Here is a 19,986-nt window from a genome sequence, read left to right as displayed (position 1 = left end):
GCCGCGGCCCCATCTGCGGGGTCATGCTCACGGCACTCCGGATCTACGTCGATCGCGGTTAACGGATAGATACGGGATGTGATCGCCTACAGCCACTTCTTCCAGCGAAAGAAGACGTACGGCAGGACGGCGGCGACAACCATCATCACCACCGCCATCGGGTAGCCGAAGCTCCAATCGAGTTCCGGCATCGCCTTGAAGTTCATGCCGTAGATCGACGCGATGAGCGTCGGCGGCATGAACACCACCGCCATGACGGAGAACAACTTGATGATGTTGTTCTGCTCGAGGTTCACCAGGCCGAGGGTCGCGTCGAGGAGGAACTGGATCTTCGAGGACAGGAAGGTGGCGTGTTCCTCCAGGGACTGGAGATCGCGCAGGGTCGAGCGCACGTCCTCGCGCAACTCGCGCGGGGCCTTGGCAGTGCGGTAGGTGGCCGAGAGCGAGAGCAGGATGCGCTCCATGGAGACGAGGCTCTCGCGCTGCTTCGAGATCAGGTCGCCGTGGCGTCCCAAGGCCCGAAGCGTGTCCTGCAGGGCGGTGTTGCGGGCCGACGGATCGGCCTTTTCCTCGAAGATCTTGCCCGACAGGCGGTCGATGCGCTCGCCCTGGAGCTGGAGCACGTCCGCCGCCCGGTCGATCACCGTCTCGATGAGGCCGGCCAGAATCGTCTCGCCGGACGGCACGGCGGAGGGCCCGTTGCCCGTCGAGCGCCCGGCGCGCTGGGTGTACATCCGGAACGCCTGCGGCTCCTCGTAGCGCACGGTGACGAGGCGGTTGCCGCGCAGGATGAAGGTGATGCCGGCGAGCCCCGGCTCGTCGCCGTCGCTGACCTTGCTCAGCACCCGGCCGGTCATGTAGCGCGCCCCGTCCTCGACGTAGAGGAGCTCGGAGGGCTCGATGTCCTTCATTTCCTCGCGGGTCGGCACCGAGATGCCCATGAACGCCTCGACCTTGAGATCCTCCTCCCGGGTCGGGCGGATCATGTCGAGCCACACGGTGTCGTCGGGGATCGGGTCCTGCAATTCGAGGGAACGGCGCTCGAGCAGGGTCTGCCCGGCGCCGGCGACCGGCTGGTGGATGAAGATCACAGGCTACGTCTCAGGCGAGGGCCCCGGGAGGCGGTAAACTCGCATCCGGCACGAAGAAGTCCGGAGCAAGGGGGACGTCGGGTGTGACGCGGTATTTTGTAAAGTCCGTGACACCCTGCTCGGCGAGAAAACTGTCGTCGATGAGGAAGCGGCCGGTGGTCTCCCGGGCCGGCAGCCCGAACAGGGCGTGGGCCGCGTCGGCGATGATCTCGGGCGTGCGGCTCGCCTGCATCAGGGCCTCGCCGCCGAGGAGGTTCTGCACCGCCGCCGTCGCGATGGTGGTGCGCGGCCACAGGGCGTTCACCGCGATGCCCTGGCGCCGGAGTTCGCCGGCGAGCCCGAGCACGCACAGCGACATGCCGAACTTCGCCATTGTGTAGGCGAGGTGCGGGGCGAACCACTTCTCCGCCATGTCGAGGGGCGGCGACAGCATCAGGATGTGGGGGTTCTCGGACTTCTCGAGATGCGGGATCGCGTATTTCGAGACCATGTAGGTTCCGCGCGTGTTGATCTGATGCATCAGATCGAAGCGCTTCATCTCGGTCTCGGGCGTGCGGGTCAGCGAGATGGCGCTGGCGTTGTTCACGACGATGTCGATCCCGCCGAAAGTTTCCGCGGTTCTCCCGATGGCGGCGGCGACACTGTCCTCGTCGCGGACATCCACCACCAGGGGCAGTGCCCTCCCCCCGGCCGCCTCGATGGCGGCTGCGGCCGTGTGGATGGTGCCGTCGAGCTTGGGGTGGGCCAGGTCGGTCTTGGCCGCGATGGCGACGTTGGCGCCGTCCCGGGCCGCCCGCAGGCCGATGGCGAGGCCGATGCCGCGCGAGGCGCCGGTGATGAACAGGGTCTTGCCCTTCAATGATCCGGTCATGGTGTCGTCTCAGGGTTCGATGTGGAAACGCGCCGGCCGGGTGCCGTCGGCGTCGGTGAAGCCGTAGCGGGCGGCGAGATCGCCGGCGTGCAGGATACGCCCGGCCTGCGCCGCGATGTCCGGGTCGGCGGCCAGCGCCGCGAGCGCCCGGCCGGCATAGAGCGGGCTCTCCGTGGCCCGATCGGCGTGGCCGAGATCGACGATGCGCTCCGTGCGGACGAAGCCCGGCGACAGGGCCAACGCCGTGACGCCGTGCGGTGCGAGTTCCTGGGCGCAGGCGAAGGCGAGGCGGTTGGTGGTCGCCTTGGCGAGATCGTAGAACACGTCGCCGAGGTAGCCGGGGCCCGTATCGAACGACACGAAGGCGACGAGGCCGGCCTTCGCCGCCACCATGGCGGGCGCTACGGCCCGGGCGAGCAGGAGGCCAGGGTAAGGCCCGCTGCCGAAGAACTCCGAGAGCGGTTCGGCCGAGCGGCGCCAGAACGGCGTGCCCCAGGCGGCTCCGTCGGGGTAGCGCTCGCCGTCGTAGCCCTCGGCGCCGCCCCAGACGCTGGAGACGGCGACGTCGATCCGGCCGAAGCGGCGCAGTGCCCAGTGGACCAGGGTGTCGACGGCCCGCTCGCTGGTGTGGTTGCACAGGTAATGGTGCCCGGTGCCGCCGGCGGCGTCGACGATCCGGGCGGTGTCCTCGATGGTCTCGGGCCGTCCGTCCGTGCGCGGCCCGGTCTCGCTGGACCGGCCGGTGACGATCACCGTCGCGCCGGCTTCGCCGAGCGCCTGCGCGATCCCGCGCCCGACGCCCCGCGACGCCCCCGCGACGAGGCAGACTTTTGTCCGGAGGTCGGGCGGCTGGGTCACGCTCTGCGTGACCGGTTGAGGAAGGTCGTGAAGGCGGCCTGGGCCTCGGGGGATCGCAGGCGCGCCTCGAAGGCGACGGCCTCCGTCTCCACCGCCGCTTCCAGGGCGGCCTGATCGCCCCGGATCAGGGCGCGGGTCGCCTGCATCGGCCCCTTCGGCAGGGCGGCGAGGCGGCCGGCCTTGGTCAGGGCGTGGTCGAGGAGCAGGTCGGCCGGGATGACGGCGTTGGCGAGCCCGAGGCGCACGGCCTCGTCGGCATCGTAGGGTTCGGAGAACAGCAGGATCTCCGTCGCCCGCTGCGGGCCGACGCGGCGCGGCAGCAGGTAGCTCGAGCCCGCCTCCGGCACGAGGCCGAGTTCCACGAACGGCATGCGGAAGCGCGCCGCCGGGCTGGCATAGACGAGGTCGCAATGAAGCGTCAGCGTCGCGCCGATGCCCACCGCGACCCCGTCCACGGCCGCCACCATCGGTGTCCGGGTCCGGGCGAGCTGGCGGATGAAGTGCAGGGCCGGCGAGTTCTCGAACGGATGCCGGGAGGCCTCGACGAAATCGGACAGGTCGTTGCCGGAGCTGAACGCCCCGGGCGAGCCGGAAAACACCACGGCGCCGATGGCCTCCGACCCGTCGGCCTCCGCCAGGGCCTCGCGCAGGGCATCGTACATGGCGCTGGTCAGCGCGTTCAGCTTGTCGGGCCGGTCCAGGCGGATGAGGCGGACGCTGCCGGTGTCCTCGATGACGACGTGCTCGGTCATGATGGTTCCTTGCTGGTCTCGCCGTTCCGTGTGCGCATTCCCTCTCCCCTCTGCGGGAGAGGGTGGCCCTCGCTTGAGCGAGGATCGGGAGAGGGGAGCGACGATTCCGGAGAGGTCGCCCCCTCTCCCGCCTGCTCCGCAGGCACCCTCCCCCGCAGAGGGGGGAGGGTTTTCGTGGGCTCATCCAGCCAACGCCAAAGCCGCCGCCTCGGTGAAGTCTCCGCCGTCGATGACGCTGTCGGCGAGGCCGGCCGCCGCAATCAGCTCGTTCTCGGCGAAGAACCGCGCCAGGGCGATGCGTCCGGCATGGGCCGGGTCGGTCTCGCCGGCCTGGAGGGCGGCCCGCGCGGCGCGGGCTTCCAGCGCCAGGCAGGCTCCGCCCTGGACGAGGCCGAACAGGCGCAGGTACGGCGTCGCGCCGGCGAGCGCCGTCTCCGGCCGGTTGGAGGCGAGCGCCGCCAGCTGAAAGCTCGTCGCCCGGTCGAGGCTCTCGATCCCGGCGCGCAGGCGCGCACCCAGATGGCCGTAGGCCGGCTCGGCATCCTTCAGGAGCCCCTCCGCCACCCGGCGCAGGGACGCGATCTGGGCGCGGACCGTGGCGCCGCCTTGGAGCGGCAGCTTGCGGGTGACGAGATCGATGGCCTGGATGCCGTTGGTGCCCTCGTAGATCCCGAGGATGCGTGCGTCGCGCATGTGCTGGGCGGCGCCCGTCTCTTCGACGAAGCCCATGCCGCCATGGACCTGGACGCCCAGCGACGTGACCTCGTTGGCGATGTCCGTGGAGAACGCCTTGGCGACGGGGGTGAGCAGCGAGGCGCGGTCGTGGGCCCCCTGCCCTTCGGGCCCATGCGCCGCGTCGAGGGCGGCCGCCGTGAGGTAGCAGATGCCGCGCGCCGCCGCCGTGTAGGCCTTCATGGAAAAGAGCATGCGCTGGACGTCGGCATGCGCGACGATGGCGCTGGTGGCTTGCGCGCCCGGCGCTTTCCCTTGGCGGCGCTCGCGTGCGTAGGCCAGGGCGCCCTGCGTCGCCCGCTCGGCGATGCCGACGCCTTGGAGACCGACGTTGAGGCGGGCCGAGTTCATCATCGTGAACATGCAGGCGAGCCCCCGGTTCTCCTCGCCGATGAGCCAGCCTATGGCGCCGCCGTGATCGCCAAAGGCCATGGAGCAGGTCGGCGAGCCGTGGATGCCGAGCTTGTGCTCGATCCCCGAACACCGCAGGTCGTTGCGGCTGCCGTCGGGCAGGATCTTCGGCACGAGGAACAGCGAGATGCCGCGCGTGCCGGCCGGGGCGTCCTTGAGCCGGGCGAGCACGAGGTGGACGATGTTGTCGGTGAGATCGTGCTCGCCGTAAGTGATGTAGATCTTCGAGCCGACGATGCGGTAGCGGCCGTCGCCGACGGGCTCGGCGCGGCTGCGCAGGAGGGCGAGGTCGGAACCGGCCTGCGGCTCCGTCAGGTTCATGGTCGCGGTCCATTCGCCCGAGACGAGCTTGCCGAGGTAGTGCGCCTTCAGGTCCTCGGAGCCGTGCTGCGCCAGGGCCTCGATGCCGCCGGCGGTGAGCAGCGGGCACAGGCCGAACGCGATGCTGGCCGCGTTCCACATCTCCGTGCAGGCGGCGTTGAGCAGCAGCGGCAGGCCCTGGCCGCCATGGTCCGGGGCCGCCGACAGGCCGTTCCAGCCGCCCTCGATCCAGGTCCGATAGGCCTCGCGCCAGCCCGGCGCCGTGGTGACGGCGCCGTCGGAAAGCGGCGTCCCGTGGTGGTCGCCGACGCGGTTCAGGGGCGCGATGACGCCGTCCGCCACGCGGGCCGCCTCGTCGAGGATCGTGCGGGCGTCGTCGGGGGTGAGGTCGTCCCCCAGTACCGCATCGAGCCCGGCGACGTGGCGCAGGGCGAACAGCATCTCTGAGACCGGGGCACGGTAGGTCATGGGGCTCCCTCGAACCGTCTTCTTGTCGCGCTTTGTGCGCTTGGCGTATCTGTTCCTGGCGTATCGTTCGCGGCCCGGTTTGACGCAACGGCCGACCCGGCGCTAGAGCACCCACCCGCGCCGGCGCCGCCCATGCGCGGGTAAGTTTCGACGGCGCAACGATTTATGCCCTCTCCCCAGGGGCGGGTCACGCCACGCCCGGTGCCGCTTTCCAGGGATAGTTTAGATATGAACGATCTCGGGTCAAGCCTTCGCCTGACCGCCGACGCGGCCGGCATCGCCGAGGCGGCGCGGCGTCTCGGCCTCGGGCAAACCGTCGCGTTCCCCACGGAGACCGTCTACGGGCTCGGCGCCGACGCTTCCGATCCGGCGGCCGTGGCCCGCATCTACACCGCCAAGGATCGCCCGCGCTTCAATCCGCTCATCGCGCATCTGGCCGATGCCGCCTCGGCCAAGGCGCAGGGCGTGTTCGATGGGGCCGCGTCGCGACTCGCTGACGCGTTCTGGCCCGGGCCCCTCACCCTCGTCGTCCCGGCCGGCCCCGATTGCACGGTCTGCGATCTTGCCCGCGCCGGTCTGGCGAGCGTGGCCCTGCGCGTGCCGGGCAACGCCATCGCCCGCGACCTCCTCGCGCGGGTCGGCCGCCCCGTGGCCGGCCCCTCGGCCAACCGCTCGGGCCGGGTCAGCCCGACGAAGGCCGCCCACGTGCTCGCCGACCTCGACGGGCGGATCGATGCGATCCTCGATGGGGGCACGGCGCCGGTGGGGGTCGAATCGACGGTGGTCGCCTGTCTCGGCGGTCCCCCGCGCCTGCTGCGGCCGGGCGGGGTCACCCGGGCCGATCTGGAACGGGTGCTGGGATGTGCCCTTCTGGGTCCGGAGCCGGCCGCCGGCACGGCACCGATCGGGCCGGGCCTCCTCGTTTCGCATTACGCACCGCGCGCCCGCGTCCGCCTCGACGCCGTAACGGTGGAGCCGGGCGAGGCTGTGCTGCGGTTCGGCGGCATGCCCCCCGTGGGCGCCGGCGTGACGTCACACGACCTCAGCCCGACCGCCGATCTGGGCCAGGCCGCCGCGAACCTGTTCTCGGCCCTGAGGGTCCTCGATGCTTCGGGCGCAGCGTCCATCGCCGTCGCGCCGATCCCGCAGATGGGCCTCGGCGAGGCGATCAACGATCGCCTGCGCCGCGCCGCCGCCCCGCGTTGACTTATTTTCGCGCCGGCCCGGAACTTTCCGGCGGGGCGGTCCGTTGGGGGTTCACGAAGGCCAGTTCAGCCCCCAAATGGCCTTTTCCCTTCCAAGGCTCGGAGCAATCCGAGCCTTTTTCTTGTCCCCGCTCAGCCAGCGAGCTTGGCGGCGATGCCGGCGACGTGGCGGCCCTGGTAGCGGGCACCGGCCAGATCCGTGGCGCTCGGCTGGCGCGAGCCGTCGCCGTCCGCCAGCGTGGTGGCGCCGTAGGGCGAGCCGCCCTTCACCTCGTCCACGCCCATCTGCCCCTGGAACGCGTAGGGCAGGCCGACCACCACCATGCCGAGGTGCAGCAGCACCGTGTGGAAGCTCGTCAACGTCGTCTCCTGGCCGCCATGCTGGCTCGCCGTCGAGGTGAATGCAGAGCCGACCTTGCCGACCAGCGCGCCCTTGGCCCACAGGCCGCCGGTCTGGTCGATGAACTGCTTCATCTGGGCGGCCATGTTGCCGTAACGGGTCGGCGTGCCGAAGATGATGGCGTCGTAGTCCGGCAACTCGTCCACGGTGGCGATGGGGGCGGCCTGATCGAGCTTGTAATGCGACTGCCGGGCGATCTCCTCGGGCACCAGTTCCGGCACCCGCTTGATCGTCGCCTCGGCGCCGGCTTCGCGGACTCCCTCGGCGACGGCCTCGGCCATCTTCTCCACGTGGCCCCACGACGAATAGTACAGCACCAGAACCTTGGTCATCGTGTCGTCTCCTCGGGATGTCCCACGCCGCCGGAACGACGGCATGGGTCTCGTCGACCCTTATCACCCGGAACGGGCCTTGCGAAAATGCCCCGATCCGCATGATGATCCTTGCGAAAATGCAAGCAGGCGTCAGGAATGGATTGGGATGATTTTCGCCTCGTGCGCGCCATCGCGGAGTCCGGCGGTCTGACGCGGGCGGCCGAGCAGCTCGGCATCAACCCCTCGACGGCGTTCCGGCGCCTCGCCGGGATCGAGGCGGCCCTCGACACGACCTTGTTCGACCGCCACCGCGCCGGCTACGCGCCGACGGCGGCGGGCCTCGCCATGATGGAGGCGGCCGCCCGCATGGCGGGGGATGTCGAGCGCTTCACCCGCGAACTCGCGGGCCAGGATCAGAATCCGGCGGGCGAATTGCGGATCACCGCCCCGGCGAGCCTCGTCGCCGACATGCTGATGCCGTCGCTGGCACGGTTCACGCGGCGTTATCCTCGCATTCGCCTCGACCTCGTGGTGGCGGAAGAGGCCCTCAACCTGTCCCGCCGCGATGCGGATGTGGCCCTGCGGGCCAGCGACGCCCCGCCGCCGACCCTGGTCGGGCGGCGCCTCGCGACCATCGCCTGGGCGATCTACGGGAGGGCCGACTTCGCCGGCCGGCCCTTCGGCGAATGCCCCTGGATCGTCCCGGGCGAGAGTGTCGCTGGCGGACGCTTCGTCCGGTTCGCGCAAGCCCGGGCCGCCTCGGACCGGATCGTTCTCACCCTCAACACCGTGCTGGGCCTGCGCGAGGCGGTGGAGGCGGGCCTCGGCATCGGTCCCCTGCCCCGCTGGTCGGCCGATGGGCGCCCGGACCTCGTCCGGCTGTCGGACCACGAACCCGATCTTTCCACCGGCCTGTGGCTCCTGACCCATCCCGACCTGCGACACGCTGCCCGCGTGCGCGCCTTCATGAACTTCATGGCCGAGGAGATCGCGATCTTGCGCCCCCGGATCGAAGGAAGCTTGGTCTCGGCTTCGCCGTTTCCGAAGGCCGCGTCCCATGGTTCGGGTTGATGCCTTACGCCGTCGCGGTGATCTCGATCTCCTGACCATTCACCTCGACGGTGTCACCGACCCCCTTGCCGGTCAGCGCGCGGGCCATGGGCGAGACGTAGGACAGGCTGCCCTTGGTCGGGTCCGCCTCGTCCTCTCCGACGATGCGGAAGGTCTGGCTCGCGTCGTCCTCGCGCAGGATGGTCACCGTGGAGCCGAACCGCACGACATCGCCGGGTTCGACCTCGACGAGCTGGGCCGAGCCCAGCCGCGCCGTCCAGTAGTGCAGGTCGCGGGTAACGCGGGACTCGTCCGCCTTGGCGTCGGGCGTCAAGGCCGAGAATGCGTTGCGCAGGCGCGCGACCTCGGCCTCAATCTGCGCCAACCCCTCGGGGGTGACGAAGTTCGGATGCTCCGAGATGGGGCGATCGGGGAGATCCTCGAAGGCTTCGCCGCCCTCGGTCTCTTTGACAAATGCACTGCTCATGAAACCAGCAATGCACGCCGCCAAGGCTAAGTTCCGTTCAGGGGACCGTCACCACGGTCCGGCCGCGCACTTCGCCCGCGAGGATTCGCTCAGCGAGGCGATCCACGTCGGCGAGCGACACCGTCGTGGTCATGGCTGCGAGCGCCGCGCGGTCGAGGTCCCTGGCGAGGCGCGCCCAGGCCGCGCGGCGTTTCGGCAGGGGTGTCGTCACGCTGTTGATGCCGAGGAGCGACACGCCGCGCAGGATGAAGGGCGCTACGGATGTCGGCAGATCCATGCCCTGCGCCAGACCGCAGGCGGCCACGGCGCCGTCGACCCTGGTGCCGGCGAGCACGTTGGCGAGGGTAACCGAGCCGACGGCGTCGACGGCGACGGCCCAGCGCTCCTTGGCGAGCGGCTTGCCCGGCGACGAGAGTTCGGCGCGGTCGAGGATCTCGGCGGCACCGAGGCCGCGCAGGTAGTCCGCCTCGTCGGCCCGCCCCGTGGACGCAATGACGTGCCAGCCGGCCCGCGCCAGCAGTGCCACCGCGACGGAGCCGACGCCGCCGGACGCGCCCGTCACCAGGGCGGGGCCGTCACCTGGGCGCGCGCCGTGATGCTCCAGGGCCATGAGGCACAGCATTGCGGTGTATCCCGCGGTACCGATGGCCATGGCCTCGTCGGCGTTGAGGCCGTCCGGCAGGGGGACGAGCCAGTCGCCCTTCACGCGCGCCCGCTCGGCATAGGCGCCGAGATGGCTCTCGCCGACGCCCCAGCCCGTCAGGATCACGGCATCGCCGGCGGTGTAATCGGGGTGAGACGAGGTCTCGACGATCCCCGAAAAATCGATGCCGGGGATCATGGGGAAGCGGCGAACCACCGCCGAGCGCCCGGTCATGGCGAGCCCGTCCTTGTAGTTCACCGTCGAATGGGTGACCCGGACGGTGACGTCGCCGTCCATGAGGTCGGCCTCGTCGAACTCGCCGAATGTCAGGGACTGTCCCGTCCCGGTCTTGTCGACCACCCAAGCCTTGAACCGGCTCATTCGCGCCTCCCGTAGCTTTCAGGGAGGTGTGGCAGGGCGGGCGTGAATCAAGCGCCTCGGCCAGGACCGCTGACAAGTCCCCGGCCAAGCGTCCCGGCGGGAAGCCCGCCGGGGCGCGACGCGTCTCAGTAACCGTCGTAGATGCTGCCCGAGGAGAAGCCGAGACCGACGCCGATATCCGCCGAGCTCGCGCCGGCGATGCCGACCGCATCCGGAATCGAGCCGATGCGGGGGCCGTAGACGCCGGGATAGCCGCCCCCCGTGCCGTAATTGGCCGGCACCCAGCCCGCGCGGGCGGGTTGGACCAGAACGCGGCGGCGGACGCTGGCATACTCGGCCGGGATCGTCTCGGGGATCGACTGGGCGGGCTGCACCAGCACCCGGCGGTGACGCACGGAGTATTGCGGCGGCACATTCACCCAGCAGCCGACGAGCTCGCCGTAGGCGTCGCGGCTGGTCTGCCAGACCCGGCCACCGGGGCTGACGAGGACGCGCTCGGACACGGTCTCATAGATGGGGGGCACCGTGCGATAGACCGTCTCGGCGGGGCGTACGAGAACGCGCTCGGATACGGCGCCATAGACCGGCGGCGTCGAGACGTGACGGTAGCACTCGGCCCCGCCGCAGCCCCCCGCCTGGGCGGAGGAAGCGAGCAGGACGGCGCCGGTGATGGCGGTGGCAAGCGGGATGAGTCGGGTGACCGGCGCGGTCATGCGGGCTTCCTCGGGCTGGAACGCGGATACGAGCGGGATGACGCCGTTTGGGGGCGCGCATCTCGACGTATCAGAGGCAGCCAAGTTGCCTTTCGAGCAAGTCGAATTCAGACTCAGGGTAAAATTAACCTAAGCTTAGGACTACTTAGAGCTTCCGCTACTTAGGTAAAAATCGATGGAACCGGAGCGGGTTCAAATCTGTCCACGCTTGAGTTCATAGAAGATGTGCCGCCCGATGACGTCCATCTTGCGCAGACGCCTGGACCAGCCGGGCTTCACATAATCGGCATGGTAATGCGTCGCCCCGCCGACCTCGCTGAGGTAGGTTCGGCCCTCGATCACCGCGCTGGCGATCCGGGTGGCCGATTGCCACGATGGACCGTCGGTGATGCGGAGCGACTTGCCCTCGCAGGCGAACGAAAACTGGCAGCCCATGTAGCGGTGGCGGTTCTGGTAGACCACGCCGCAGACGTTGCTCGGATAGAGCCCGCTCTTCACCCGATTGAGGACCACCTGCGCCACGGCGGCCTGTCCGTCCTCGGGCTCGCTGCGCGCCTCGAAATACACGGCCTCTGCGAGGCAGCGCTGTTCGCGGTCGAGGGCGTCGGGGCCGATGAGGTCGGCGTAGCGATGGCGCGCGCTGTCGGGCGCGAGGGGTTCGGCATCGCGACGGGGTGAGAAGCCCGGGATGGCGAGGTTCGCCGCCGCGACTTCGATGGGCGTCGCATCGGCCGGGGCCGGGGTGGTGGAGGACAGGGCGACAGCGCGCGGAATCGCGGGCGTCGATCCGTCGCCGGTCTCGACGATGCCGTCCGCCTCGGCCCGAGGCGGAACGAAGCCGAGGTCCGGTTCGAGATCGGGATTCCAGATGGCGGGTCCGGGCAGGAGGATTCCGCTGACCGAACCGGGGAGATTCGCGGTCAGGACCGACCCGGCGGCGGCGGTCGCGCGCATCCGGTCGCCGTGCGGCCGCCCGGTGGCTCCGATGAGGGGCGCGCCCATGGGCAGGCCCGGCACAATACGCGTGTCGCGAACGATGAGGCGCGTCGCGCCATCGGTGCCGGCGCTCGCCGTGAAGGACACCAGGAAGCCCATGCCGGCTGCCCAGGGTGCCATGGCGGCGCTGAGCCAGCGGAGGCTCGAATCGCGTCTTGCCCGTTTCGTGTCCACGCCCAACCGATCCACGCTACGCAACACCGAACCGGCCCGCCGTTCACGTCACCCGCGAGAGGTTCCCTGTGCGGCATCCGGTTCGGGCATGATCGCGTGGCATGGTTGCGGAGCGGTTAAGTTCGTTCCGCGACGGTTGGCTCAGTCTGCGACGTTCGGTTCAGAATGTGCCGGGGCGGCCGTGGGCGACGGCGAAGGCCTTCACCAGGGCGGCTGGCCCGGTGTCGGCACCATCACGCATGCCGGCGATCCGCTCCGCATCGGCACCACTCTGGGTGGCGACGGCGAACACGAGGAGCACGAGGGTCGCCAAACCTCCGACCCCCCAGAGGTAGGTCTGCTGGACCACCTTGGGGATCGGGACAGCGGCGGGATTTTCGTTGAGAAACAAGGGAGTGGGCGTCGTATCGATCATGGCCGGCGTTCCCACGCGATGGCAGCCGCCCCAATGAGCTGGAATCCCCGCGCAATGGATCGGCACTAACACTGAACGTGCCGGCAAGAAATCGGTTCGCCGCGTTTTCGACAATTTGTTGAACGAATTTCGCCGCGACCGTCCCGGGCGGCGCGGAGCCGCCCGGGACGGTTGGATCAGGCCTTCTTGGTGTCGCGGGCGGCGAGCGCCGCCTGTGCCGCCGCGAGGCGCGCGATGGGCACGCGGTAGGGCGAGCACGACACGTAGTCGAGGCCGACATCCTGGCAGAAGCCGATGGAGGCCGGGTCGCCACCGTGCTCGCCGCAGATGCCGAGCTTGATGTCCGGACGCACGGCCCGGCCGCGCTCGACGCCGATGCGCACGAGTTCGCCCACCCCCTCCTGATCGATGGAGATGAACGGGTCGGCGGAGAGAATTCCCTTCTGGGTGTAGGCCCCGAGGAAGGTCGCGGCATCGTCGCGGGAGATGCCGAGAGCGGTCTGGGTCAGGTCGTTGGTGCCGAAGGAGAAGAACTCCGCCGTCTCGGCAATGTCGCCCGCCCGCAGGGCCGCGCGCGGCAACTCGATCATCGTCCCAACCTGATAGGCGATGGTGCTGCCCGATTCCTCCGACACGGCCTTGGCCATGGCGTCGATGCGCGCCTTGACGATGTCGAACTCCATCTTGGTGAAGACCAGCGGCACCATGACCTCGGGCGTCACCGGCTCGCCCGTCTCCTCGGCGGCCTGGACGGCGGCCTCGAAGATGGCGCGGGCCTGCATCTCGGCAATCTCCGGGAATGCGATGGCGAGGCGGCAGCCACGGAAGCCCAGCATCGGGTTGAACTCGTGCAGCTCCGTCATGCGGCGACGCAGCTTGTCCTCGGACACACCCATGCTGGTGGCGACATCCCGCACTTCCTCATCCGTGTGCGGCAGGAATTCGTGCAGGGGCGGATCGAGCAGGCGGATCGTGACAGGCAGGCCCGACATGATCGTGAACAGCTCCGCGAAGTCCTGGCGCTGGTAGGGCAGGATCTTGGCCAGCGCCGAGCGGCGCCCTTCCGCGTCGTCCGCGAGGATCATCTCGCGCACGGCGACGATGCGGTCGCCCTCGAAGAACATGTGCTCCGTGCGGCACAGGCCGATGCCCTCGGCGCCGAAGTTGCGGGCGGCCCGTGCATCGGTGGGGGTGTCGGCGTTGGTGCGGACCTTCATGGTGCGGACCGCGTCGGCCCAGCCCATCAGGGTGGCGAACTCGCCCGACAGGGACGGCTCCAGCATCGCCACCTCGCCGAGCAGCACCTGACCGGTGGAGCCGTCGATGGTGATCTTGTCGCCGGCCTTGAGCACCGTGCCGGCCACCGAGAGGGTGCCGGCCTTGTAGTCGACCCGGACGGTGCCGCAGCCCGAGACGCATGGCTTGCCCATGCCGCGCGCCACCACGGCCGCGTGGGAGGTCATGCCGCCGCGGGTGGTGAGGATGCCCTCCGAGGCGTGCATCCCGTGGATGTCCTCGGGCGACGTCTCGATGCGAACGAGGATACACTTGCGCTCGGCTTTGCGGGCGGCTTCGGCGTCCTCCGAATTGAACACGATCTCGCCCGTGGCGGCACCCGGCGAGGCCGGCAGCCCCGAGGCGATGACCTTGCGCTCGGCCTTGGGGTCGATGGTCGGATGGAGAAGCTGGTCGAGGGCCGCCGGCTCGATCCGGCCGATGGCTTCCTCCTGGGTGATCAGGCCTTCGGCCGCGAGATCGACGGCGATGCGGAGCGCGGCTTTGGCCGTGCGCTTGCCGTTGCGGGTCTGGAGCATCCAGAGCTTTCCGCTCTCGATGGTGAACTCCATGTCCTGCATGTCGCGGTAATGGGTCTCGAGGAGACCGTAGATCCGCACGAGCTCGGCGTAGGAATCGGGCATCGCCCGCTCCATCGATGGCTTATCGGACTTGGCCTCGAGGCGGGCCTTCTCGGTGATGTCCTGCGGCGTGCGGATGCCCGCCACCACGTCCTCGCCCTGGGCGTTGATGAGGAACTCGCCGTAGAGGGCGCGTTCCCCGGTGGACGGGTTGCGGGTGAAGGCGACGCCGGTGGCCGAGGTGTCGCCCATGTTGCCGAACACCATGGCCTGGACGTTGACGGCCGTGCCCCAGCTCTCGGGGATGTTGTTCAGCTCACGGTACTTCTTGGCGCGCGGGATCATCCACGAATCGAACACCGCGCCGATGGCGCCCCAGAGCTGGTCCTCGGCGCCCTGCGGGAAGTCCGAGCCGTGCTCGGCCTTCACGATGGCCTTGTAGCGGCCGACCAGATGCTTCCAGTCGTCGGCGCCGAGTTCGGTGTCGAGGCTGACGCCCTTCTCGTCCTTGTAATGCTCCAGGGCCTCCTCGAAGGCGTGGTGCTCCACGCCGAGGACGACGTTCGAGTACATGGTGATGAAGCGGCGGTAGGAATCGTACGCGAAGCGCGGGTCGCCGGCGCCCTCGGCCAGGGCCTCGACGGTGACGTCGTTGAGGCCGAGGTTGAGCACCGTGTCCATCATGCCGGGCATCGAAGCGCGGGCGCCCGAGCGGACCGAGACGAGGAGCGGGTTCTTCGGATCACCGAAGCCGCGACCGGTGAGCTTGCCCACGGCCTCCAGGGCGGCGGCGACCTCGGCCTTCAGCTCGGCCGGATAGGTCTGGGCGTTGTCATAGTACGCGGTGCAGACTTCCGTCGTGATGGTGAAGCCGGGGGGCACCGGAAGACCGAGATTCGACATCTCGGCGAGGTTCGCGCCCTTGCCCCCGAGGAGGTTGCGCATGGACGACTGGCCCTCGGCCTTGCCGTCCCCGAAGGAATAGACCCACTTGCCCATCGTCACCCATCCGGTTGCAGGAATGAAACGCGACCCGCGCGCCTATTGTCCCGGCGGGTTGGACCATCTCCTGCTGCAACGCAAGATGAACGCGGCATGGAGCGTGAGCCCGCATGACGGTTTTTCGTGTCTGTCACCGACCGCCGTCGCGCCGGCTCAGGATAGCGCGCGAAACACCCCGAGGCCAATCAGCCCGACGAGGATGAGGTAGGCCGCGACGAAGAAGTTCAGCAGCCGGGGGATGAGCAGGATGAGCACCCCGGCCGCCAGGGCGACGAGGGGCTGCAGGTGGGCGATGGTGATCGTCATCTCTCTGACCCAGTACTTGTCTCAGACCCGGTACTTGCCGTTGCGCTTGACCAGCACCTGCGTGCCGACGGGGACACGCTCGTAGAGGTCGACGATGTCCTCGTTCAGCATCCGGACGCAGCCCGACGACAGTTGTTCGCCGATGCTCCAGGGCTCGTTGGTGCCGTGGATGCGAAACAGGGTGTCGCGGTTGCCTTGGTAGAGGTAGAGGGCACGGGCGCCCAGCGGATTGTCGAGGCCGCCCTTGCGGGTGCGCGGCAGGTCGGGGTTGAGGGAGACCATGGTGGTGGTGGGGCTCCAATCCGGCCACACACCCTTGCGGGCGATGCGGGCTTCTCCCTTCCACGAGAACCCCGCCTTGCCGACGCCGACGCCGTACTGCACGGCCGTGCCATCCTCCTGCACCAGGGCGATCTGCCGGTTGTCGATATCGACCACGATGGTCCCCGGCTTCTCGGGACCGGTGTAGCGCACGATCTGGCGGCGGTACTTCGGATCGAGGCGCGACTTGTCGACGATCGGCACGTCGAACGGCTTGTCCGGCATGGTCCCGGTGTACCAGGCCGCATCGTCGTCGGCGGCGACGTTGACCGGCCCGCGCGCGTTGCAGGCGGCCAGGGGGGCGATGAGGAGCAGGCCGAGGATGAGGCGGCGGGAGGACATGGCGAGCTCCATGGTGGGCCGAGCGTCGGAATCTGATGTCCTGACTAGCCGTCCCGGGCCGTTGAGGGTGTATCTTTCCCGCCGCAGGTTCCGGGAAGCGTCGCCGGCGTCACCCCGAACGCGGCCGGTTCGGTGTCGGAATGCCGCCCTGTCACGATGGACTCGCCGCCGGCCGATTGCGGCGTCCGACCGTCAAGCGCGTTGATCCGATGCCGCTCCTTACCGCATCATGCGACGCCCCCAACGAGGATAGCCCATGGCCGACACCCTGACCTTGCCGGTTTCGGATATCGAGGAGGTGATCCAGGAACTCGGCCCGGCGATCCACCTCGACCATTGCGTGATCCACGTCTCGGACTGGGCGCGTTCGACGGCCTTCTACCGCGACGTGCTCGGGGCCGAGGTCGTGCCCCGTCCCGTTGGAGCCGCCTATCGCTTCGGCGGGGTGCAGCTCAACGTCCACGGCCCCGGCGTCGAGGCGACGCCACACTCCGACAAACCCGTGATGCCGGGCAACAGCGACCTCTGCTTTCGCTGGTCCGGCCCCATCGAGGGCGCGATGGCGCATCTGGCCGCCCATGGCGTGCCGGTGGAACTCGGACCCGTGCCGCGCAACGGCGCGGCCGGGGCGGGCATGAGCGTCTATTTCCGCGATCCCGACGGATCGCTGATGGAGTTCATCACTTACCCGGAAGCGTGATCAACCCTGGCTCTGGGCCAATTGCTGGTTGGTCTGTTCCAGGCGGAAAGCGAGTTCCCGCATGACCGCGATGCCGATCTGGGGGAACTGCGCCAGAAGTTCGAGGAAGACGGTGCGGTCGATGCGCAGGGCGGTGATCGCACTGAATGCCGTCACCGTGGCCGAGCGCGGCTGGTCGGCGAGGATTCCCATCTCACCCAACAGAGCGTTGGCGCCGAGCAGCGCCAGGCGGAACCGGCCCTGGGGGCCGTCGATGGAGACCTCGGCCTCGCCCTCCAGGATGAGGTAGGCGGCATCGGCCGCGTCTCCGCGCGCGAACAGGCCCTGCCCCGCCTCGAAATGCACCCGCTCGCTGGTGAAGGCGAGGAGCTTCAGACGTGACGGCTCGACGCCGCGAAACAGCGGGACCTGGCGCAGGGATGAGACCTCGGTGTCGAGGGTCATCGGCGGCGCAACGTGCTGAATTTCGGCATCGGACGGTCTCCGGGCGCCCTTTCCTCCTCGCGGGGGCGATCGACGGGCGCTTCCTATCCACGCGATTTGCGTGGGGATTGTCCAGCCCCGGCCCCGGTTCGAGGCGGGATGACCGCCATTCCCCGCCATGGCTCCCTCACCCGATCGGATCCGCGACCCATCGTATAGCCACGCTTGTACGGCCACGCTTAGTCTGCGCCGACGTTGAATTCGACCAATCTTGGCCGCCGAACTTGGCTGAGGAACAATCGATATTGGCAAAGGTTGTCCCGGCAGTGAGAGCAATGTTGAGGAGGCGCTGATGCCATCAGGAAATTCCACCTCGAAGCGGGGCTTCGCCTCGATGGATCTGGAACGGCAGCGGGAAATCGCGAGCAAGGGCGGGCGGAGCGTTCCGGCCGAGAAGCGCTCGTTCTCCCAGGACCGCGAACTCGCCTCGTCGGCCGGTCGCAAGGGTGGTCAGTCCACCGGTACCGGTCGCCCAGGCGAAGATTGACCCACAGGTTTCCCGGGGCTCCGTGAGGAGCCCCGTTCTTTTCAACGACGCTCGTTCAACGACAAAGGCCCCTCTCCGATCGGAGGGGGGCCTTTGTCGTAGTCTCCATGGGTGGAGGAAGGTGACGTTCGTTGAAGTTGCGCTCTCCTACGAGATGCAGCGACCCGGGAGCATGCGGCGAGCCTCGGGGCCGGCAAGGGAACTGATGGCGCCTTCGCAGCCCTCCCGCATCATCCGACGCACCTTCGGCTGATCCTTCTCGCTCGCCGTCCGGCCGCCCTGCCGCACCGATGCCGGGGCCGGGCGCATCTCGGGCCGCGTCACCGACGCGACATGGATCGGGCTGATGGCCGTCGAGGCGAGGCGTTGTCCGGGAAGGCTAGCCAGGGGGGCGGTCGTTGCGGGAGCCGGCGAGACGATCGGGGCTGGAGCGGACCACTGGTCTGCCGCCTGCTGAACAGTGGGCTGGATCAGAAGGGTCAGGAGCGCCGCGGGTCCGCTGACACTGAGAAGGAAGCCTGACCGAAACATCGTCGTAATCTCCAGAAGGAGCTTGACAGGATATCGATCAAACGCGGATGCCCGTGTCGGGTTCCTGAACTGTTTCGAAATGAGCCGGTATGAGTAATCTGGCTTTCAACGATCGTTCGTATTTGACTAAAATTGGACCCGTGCGGTGCGATCTGGTGTGTCGCAAAAGCCACTGAATCGGAAAAACGACGTCCGTCGCAGCATCCCTGGAACAGGATCGGGCCGAGATCGTTTCTCCGATACCCCGGCCGCCTGGTCCTCCCCCCGCATCCCCTTGTGCATAGGCCGGAACCTCTTTGACGGGCTGGAGAGCGATCTCTGGCCCGTTTTTTCATCGTCACTCAGGGCTGGCCCGTCGGGGCCGCGCAACGAAAAGGCCCCGGTGCTTCCGGGGCCTCTGGTCTCGCCGGGACCGCAGGAGCAATCCGCAGGTCTCAGGCCGACCGAGCGTCAGGCCGACTTGGCCTCGCGACGGCGTGCGCTCTGCTGGAAGAACAGCGCCTGACTGATCACCGCCGAGACGTTGGCGGGCTGGAACGGCTTGGCAATGAGGAAGGCCGGTTCCGGGCGCTCGCCCGTGAGGAAGCGCTCCGGGTACGCGGTGATGAAGATCACCGGCACCTCGAAGGTCTTCAGGAGATCGTTGACCGCGTCCAGACCGGAGCTGCCGTCGGCGAGTTGGATATCGGCGAGGATGAGGCCCGGACGGGTGCCCTCGGATGCGATCTTGATCGCTTCCGTACGGGTCCGTGCCACGCCGATGACATTGTGGCCGAGACCTTCCACGAGGGCTTCGAGGTCCATGGCGATCAGCGGCTCATCCTCGATGATGAGGATCTCGGTGGCCATGTCGGCGGCCAGTTCACGGCCGGCCTCGTCAACGAGATCACGCACCTGACTGACATCGACGTCGAGGATAATGGCGGCGTCCTCTTCGGAGAATCCTTCGAGGCACGAGAGCAGGAATGCCTGGCGCGGCAGGGGCGTGATCTGGCCGAGCCGGACTTCGGCCGGCAGATCGTGCTGGACCTGATCGCTCTGGCCATTCACTGAGAGGGAATTCCATATACGCGTGAAGACGCGGAAGAGGTCTGCCTTGACGTTGGCGCTGCGGCCGAGCGTCTCCGGCTCGTTCACGAGGGTTTCGAGGGTGGCCGCGACGTAAGCGTCACCAGCGACCTGACTGCCCGTCAGCGCCCGTGCATAGCGGCGCAGATACGGCAGGTGCTGCACCACGAGTTGGGCTGTCGACATACTATCCCCTTGGCTTTGCCGTGCTTGGCCGCTCCCGCCACAACGCGGTTTGACGGGCTCCGTTCCGCCGGGCGGGAACCGCCGGTGTGTTTCAGCGTTGCAGTCGCAGCCATGACCTATGTCAAGCCGCAAAACAATCGCGGCGATGCCGGTACAGGCATCGAGGGGAACCGACGTATGACCGAACGCGACAAGGGCGATCCCGCCTCCGGGACTCGCACCGTGCGTGCCGACCAGACTGGCGGGAGGCAGGGTTTGAGTGATCACACCCAGAAACGCATCGGCGTCCATCTGCGGACTATGTACGATGCCGTCGTGCAGCAACCCGTCCCCGATCGGTTTCGTGACCTCATCGCTCAGCTCGAAGCCTTGCCGCCCGACGAAGCCGCGCGGTGAAATGAATTCTGCGGTCGATGGATCGC

At 68.7% G+C, this 19,986-nt stretch carries 21 protein-coding genes; 5 read left to right on the top strand and 16 right to left on the bottom strand.

Translation table 11 applies throughout. The annotated features are described in order from the left end of the window. Positions 1–86: 86 nt before the first annotated feature. From MKK49_RS18175 to MKK49_RS18155, 5 genes are all read right to left on the bottom strand, one after another. Positions 87–1,091: a magnesium transporter CorA family protein gene (locus MKK49_RS18175; RefSeq protein WP_056086097.1), complete on the bottom strand. Its 1,005-nt coding sequence runs from the start codon at positions 1,089–1,091 to the stop codon at positions 87–89. A 10-nt stretch (positions 1,092–1,101) separates the two neighbouring features. After that, positions 1,102–1,962 carry an SDR family oxidoreductase gene (locus MKK49_RS18170; protein WP_244031058.1) on the bottom strand — a complete coding sequence of 287 codons (861 nt, stop codon included), beginning with the start codon at positions 1,960–1,962 and terminating at the stop codon, positions 1,102–1,104. Between the two features lie 9 nt (positions 1,963–1,971). Then, complete coding sequence (locus MKK49_RS18165; RefSeq protein WP_244031056.1) at positions 1,972–2,820, bottom strand: SDR family NAD(P)-dependent oxidoreductase; 849 nt, start codon at positions 2,818–2,820, stop codon at positions 1,972–1,974. After that, positions 2,817–3,572, bottom strand: coding sequence for an enoyl-CoA hydratase-related protein (locus MKK49_RS18160; protein ID WP_244031054.1), 756 nt, complete (start codon positions 3,570–3,572; stop codon positions 2,817–2,819). The genes MKK49_RS18165 and MKK49_RS18160 overlap by 4 nt, the downstream gene beginning before the upstream one ends. Before the next feature lie 180 nt (positions 3,573–3,752). Continuing rightward, complete coding sequence (locus MKK49_RS18155; protein WP_244031052.1) at positions 3,753–5,504, bottom strand: acyl-CoA dehydrogenase; 1,752 nt, start codon at positions 5,502–5,504, stop codon at positions 3,753–3,755. 228 nt (positions 5,505–5,732) lie between these two features. Here MKK49_RS18155 and MKK49_RS18150 point away from each other — a divergent pair, with 228 nt between their 5' ends. Then, the gene (locus MKK49_RS18150) at positions 5,733–6,710 is read left to right on the top strand and encodes an L-threonylcarbamoyladenylate synthase (protein ID WP_244031050.1); all 978 of its coding nucleotides are present in this window, start codon (positions 5,733–5,735) and stop codon (positions 6,708–6,710) included. 131 nt (positions 6,711–6,841) lie between these two features. Here MKK49_RS18150 and wrbA read toward each other — a convergent pair whose 3' ends face one another. Beyond that, positions 6,842–7,441 (bottom strand): NAD(P)H:quinone oxidoreductase, encoded by a 600-nt coding sequence (gene wrbA / locus MKK49_RS18145; protein ID WP_244031048.1) that lies wholly within the window; start codon positions 7,439–7,441, stop codon positions 6,842–6,844. Positions 7,442–7,579: 138 nt separating this feature from the next. On the opposite strand from wrbA, the gene MKK49_RS18140 reads away from it, so the two are divergent. Next, on the top strand, positions 7,580–8,494 hold the full coding sequence (locus MKK49_RS18140) for a LysR family transcriptional regulator (RefSeq protein ID WP_244031047.1): 915 nt from the start codon (positions 7,580–7,582) through the stop codon (positions 8,492–8,494). Positions 8,495–8,498: 4 nt separating this feature from the next. Here MKK49_RS18140 and greA read toward each other — a convergent pair whose 3' ends face one another. The 8 genes from greA to MKK49_RS18100 form a co-directional block, all read right to left on the bottom strand. Then, the gene (greA, locus tag MKK49_RS18135) at positions 8,499–8,960 is read right to left on the bottom strand and encodes a transcription elongation factor GreA (RefSeq protein ID WP_244031044.1); all 462 of its coding nucleotides are present in this window, start codon (positions 8,958–8,960) and stop codon (positions 8,499–8,501) included. Positions 8,961–8,997: 37 nt separating this feature from the next. After that, positions 8,998–9,984, bottom strand: coding sequence for an MDR family oxidoreductase (locus tag MKK49_RS18130; protein WP_244031042.1), 987 nt, complete (start codon positions 9,982–9,984; stop codon positions 8,998–9,000). Between the two features lie 125 nt (positions 9,985–10,109). Then, the gene (locus MKK49_RS18125) at positions 10,110–10,697 is read right to left on the bottom strand and encodes a hypothetical protein (protein ID WP_244031039.1); all 588 of its coding nucleotides are present in this window, start codon (positions 10,695–10,697) and stop codon (positions 10,110–10,112) included. A 192-nt stretch (positions 10,698–10,889) separates the two neighbouring features. Next, positions 10,890–11,813: a cell wall hydrolase gene (locus tag MKK49_RS18120; RefSeq protein WP_244031038.1), complete on the bottom strand. Its 924-nt coding sequence runs from the start codon at positions 11,811–11,813 to the stop codon at positions 10,890–10,892. Between the two features lie 214 nt (positions 11,814–12,027). Continuing rightward, on the bottom strand, positions 12,028–12,282 hold the full coding sequence (locus tag MKK49_RS18115) for a hypothetical protein (RefSeq protein ID WP_244031037.1): 255 nt from the start codon (positions 12,280–12,282) through the stop codon (positions 12,028–12,030). 176 nt (positions 12,283–12,458) lie between these two features. Further along, positions 12,459–15,137: a pyruvate, phosphate dikinase gene (ppdK, locus tag MKK49_RS18110; protein WP_244031036.1), complete on the bottom strand. Its 2,679-nt coding sequence runs from the start codon at positions 15,135–15,137 to the stop codon at positions 12,459–12,461. A 156-nt stretch (positions 15,138–15,293) separates the two neighbouring features. Continuing rightward, positions 15,294–15,446, bottom strand: a complete 153-nt coding sequence (locus MKK49_RS18105) for a DUF3096 domain-containing protein (protein WP_244031035.1) — start codon at positions 15,444–15,446, stop codon at positions 15,294–15,296. 21 nt (positions 15,447–15,467) lie between these two features. Next, a complete protein-coding gene (locus tag MKK49_RS18100; protein WP_244031034.1) occupies positions 15,468–16,109 on the bottom strand; it encodes a L,D-transpeptidase in 642 nt (213 codons plus the stop codon). 256 nt (positions 16,110–16,365) lie between these two features. Between MKK49_RS18100 and MKK49_RS18095 the strand changes: the two genes are divergently transcribed. Beyond that, complete coding sequence (locus MKK49_RS18095) at positions 16,366–16,809, top strand: VOC family protein (protein ID WP_244031033.1); 444 nt, start codon at positions 16,366–16,368, stop codon at positions 16,807–16,809. On the opposite strand, the gene MKK49_RS18090 is transcribed toward MKK49_RS18095, so the two are convergent. Further along, the gene (locus tag MKK49_RS18090; RefSeq protein WP_244031032.1) at positions 16,810–17,253 is read right to left on the bottom strand and encodes a cyclic nucleotide-binding domain-containing protein; all 444 of its coding nucleotides are present in this window, start codon (positions 17,251–17,253) and stop codon (positions 16,810–16,812) included. A 331-nt stretch (positions 17,254–17,584) separates the two neighbouring features. On the opposite strand from MKK49_RS18090, the gene MKK49_RS18085 reads away from it, so the two are divergent. Further along, a complete protein-coding gene (locus MKK49_RS18085) occupies positions 17,585–17,779 on the top strand; it encodes a general stress protein (RefSeq protein ID WP_244031031.1) in 195 nt (64 codons plus the stop codon). A gap of 981 nt (positions 17,780–18,760) precedes the next feature. Here MKK49_RS18085 and MKK49_RS18080 read toward each other — a convergent pair. Then, positions 18,761–19,564 carry a response regulator gene (locus MKK49_RS18080; protein ID WP_244031030.1) on the bottom strand — a complete coding sequence of 268 codons (804 nt, stop codon included), beginning with the start codon at positions 19,562–19,564 and terminating at the stop codon, positions 18,761–18,763. Between the two features lie 111 nt (positions 19,565–19,675). On the opposite strand from MKK49_RS18080, the gene MKK49_RS18075 reads away from it, so the two are divergent. Next, positions 19,676–19,960 carry a NepR family anti-sigma factor gene (locus MKK49_RS18075; RefSeq protein ID WP_409565095.1) on the top strand — a complete coding sequence of 95 codons (285 nt, stop codon included), beginning with the start codon at positions 19,676–19,678 and terminating at the stop codon, positions 19,958–19,960. Positions 19,961–19,986: the final 26 nt, after the last annotated feature.

This window comes from Methylobacterium sp. J-090 (assembly GCF_022829345.1).
GTDB lineage: Bacteria > Pseudomonadota > Alphaproteobacteria > Rhizobiales > Beijerinckiaceae > Methylobacterium.
Note: the sequence above shows the minus strand (reverse complement) of the source record. Positions and strands in the feature narration are given on the sequence as shown.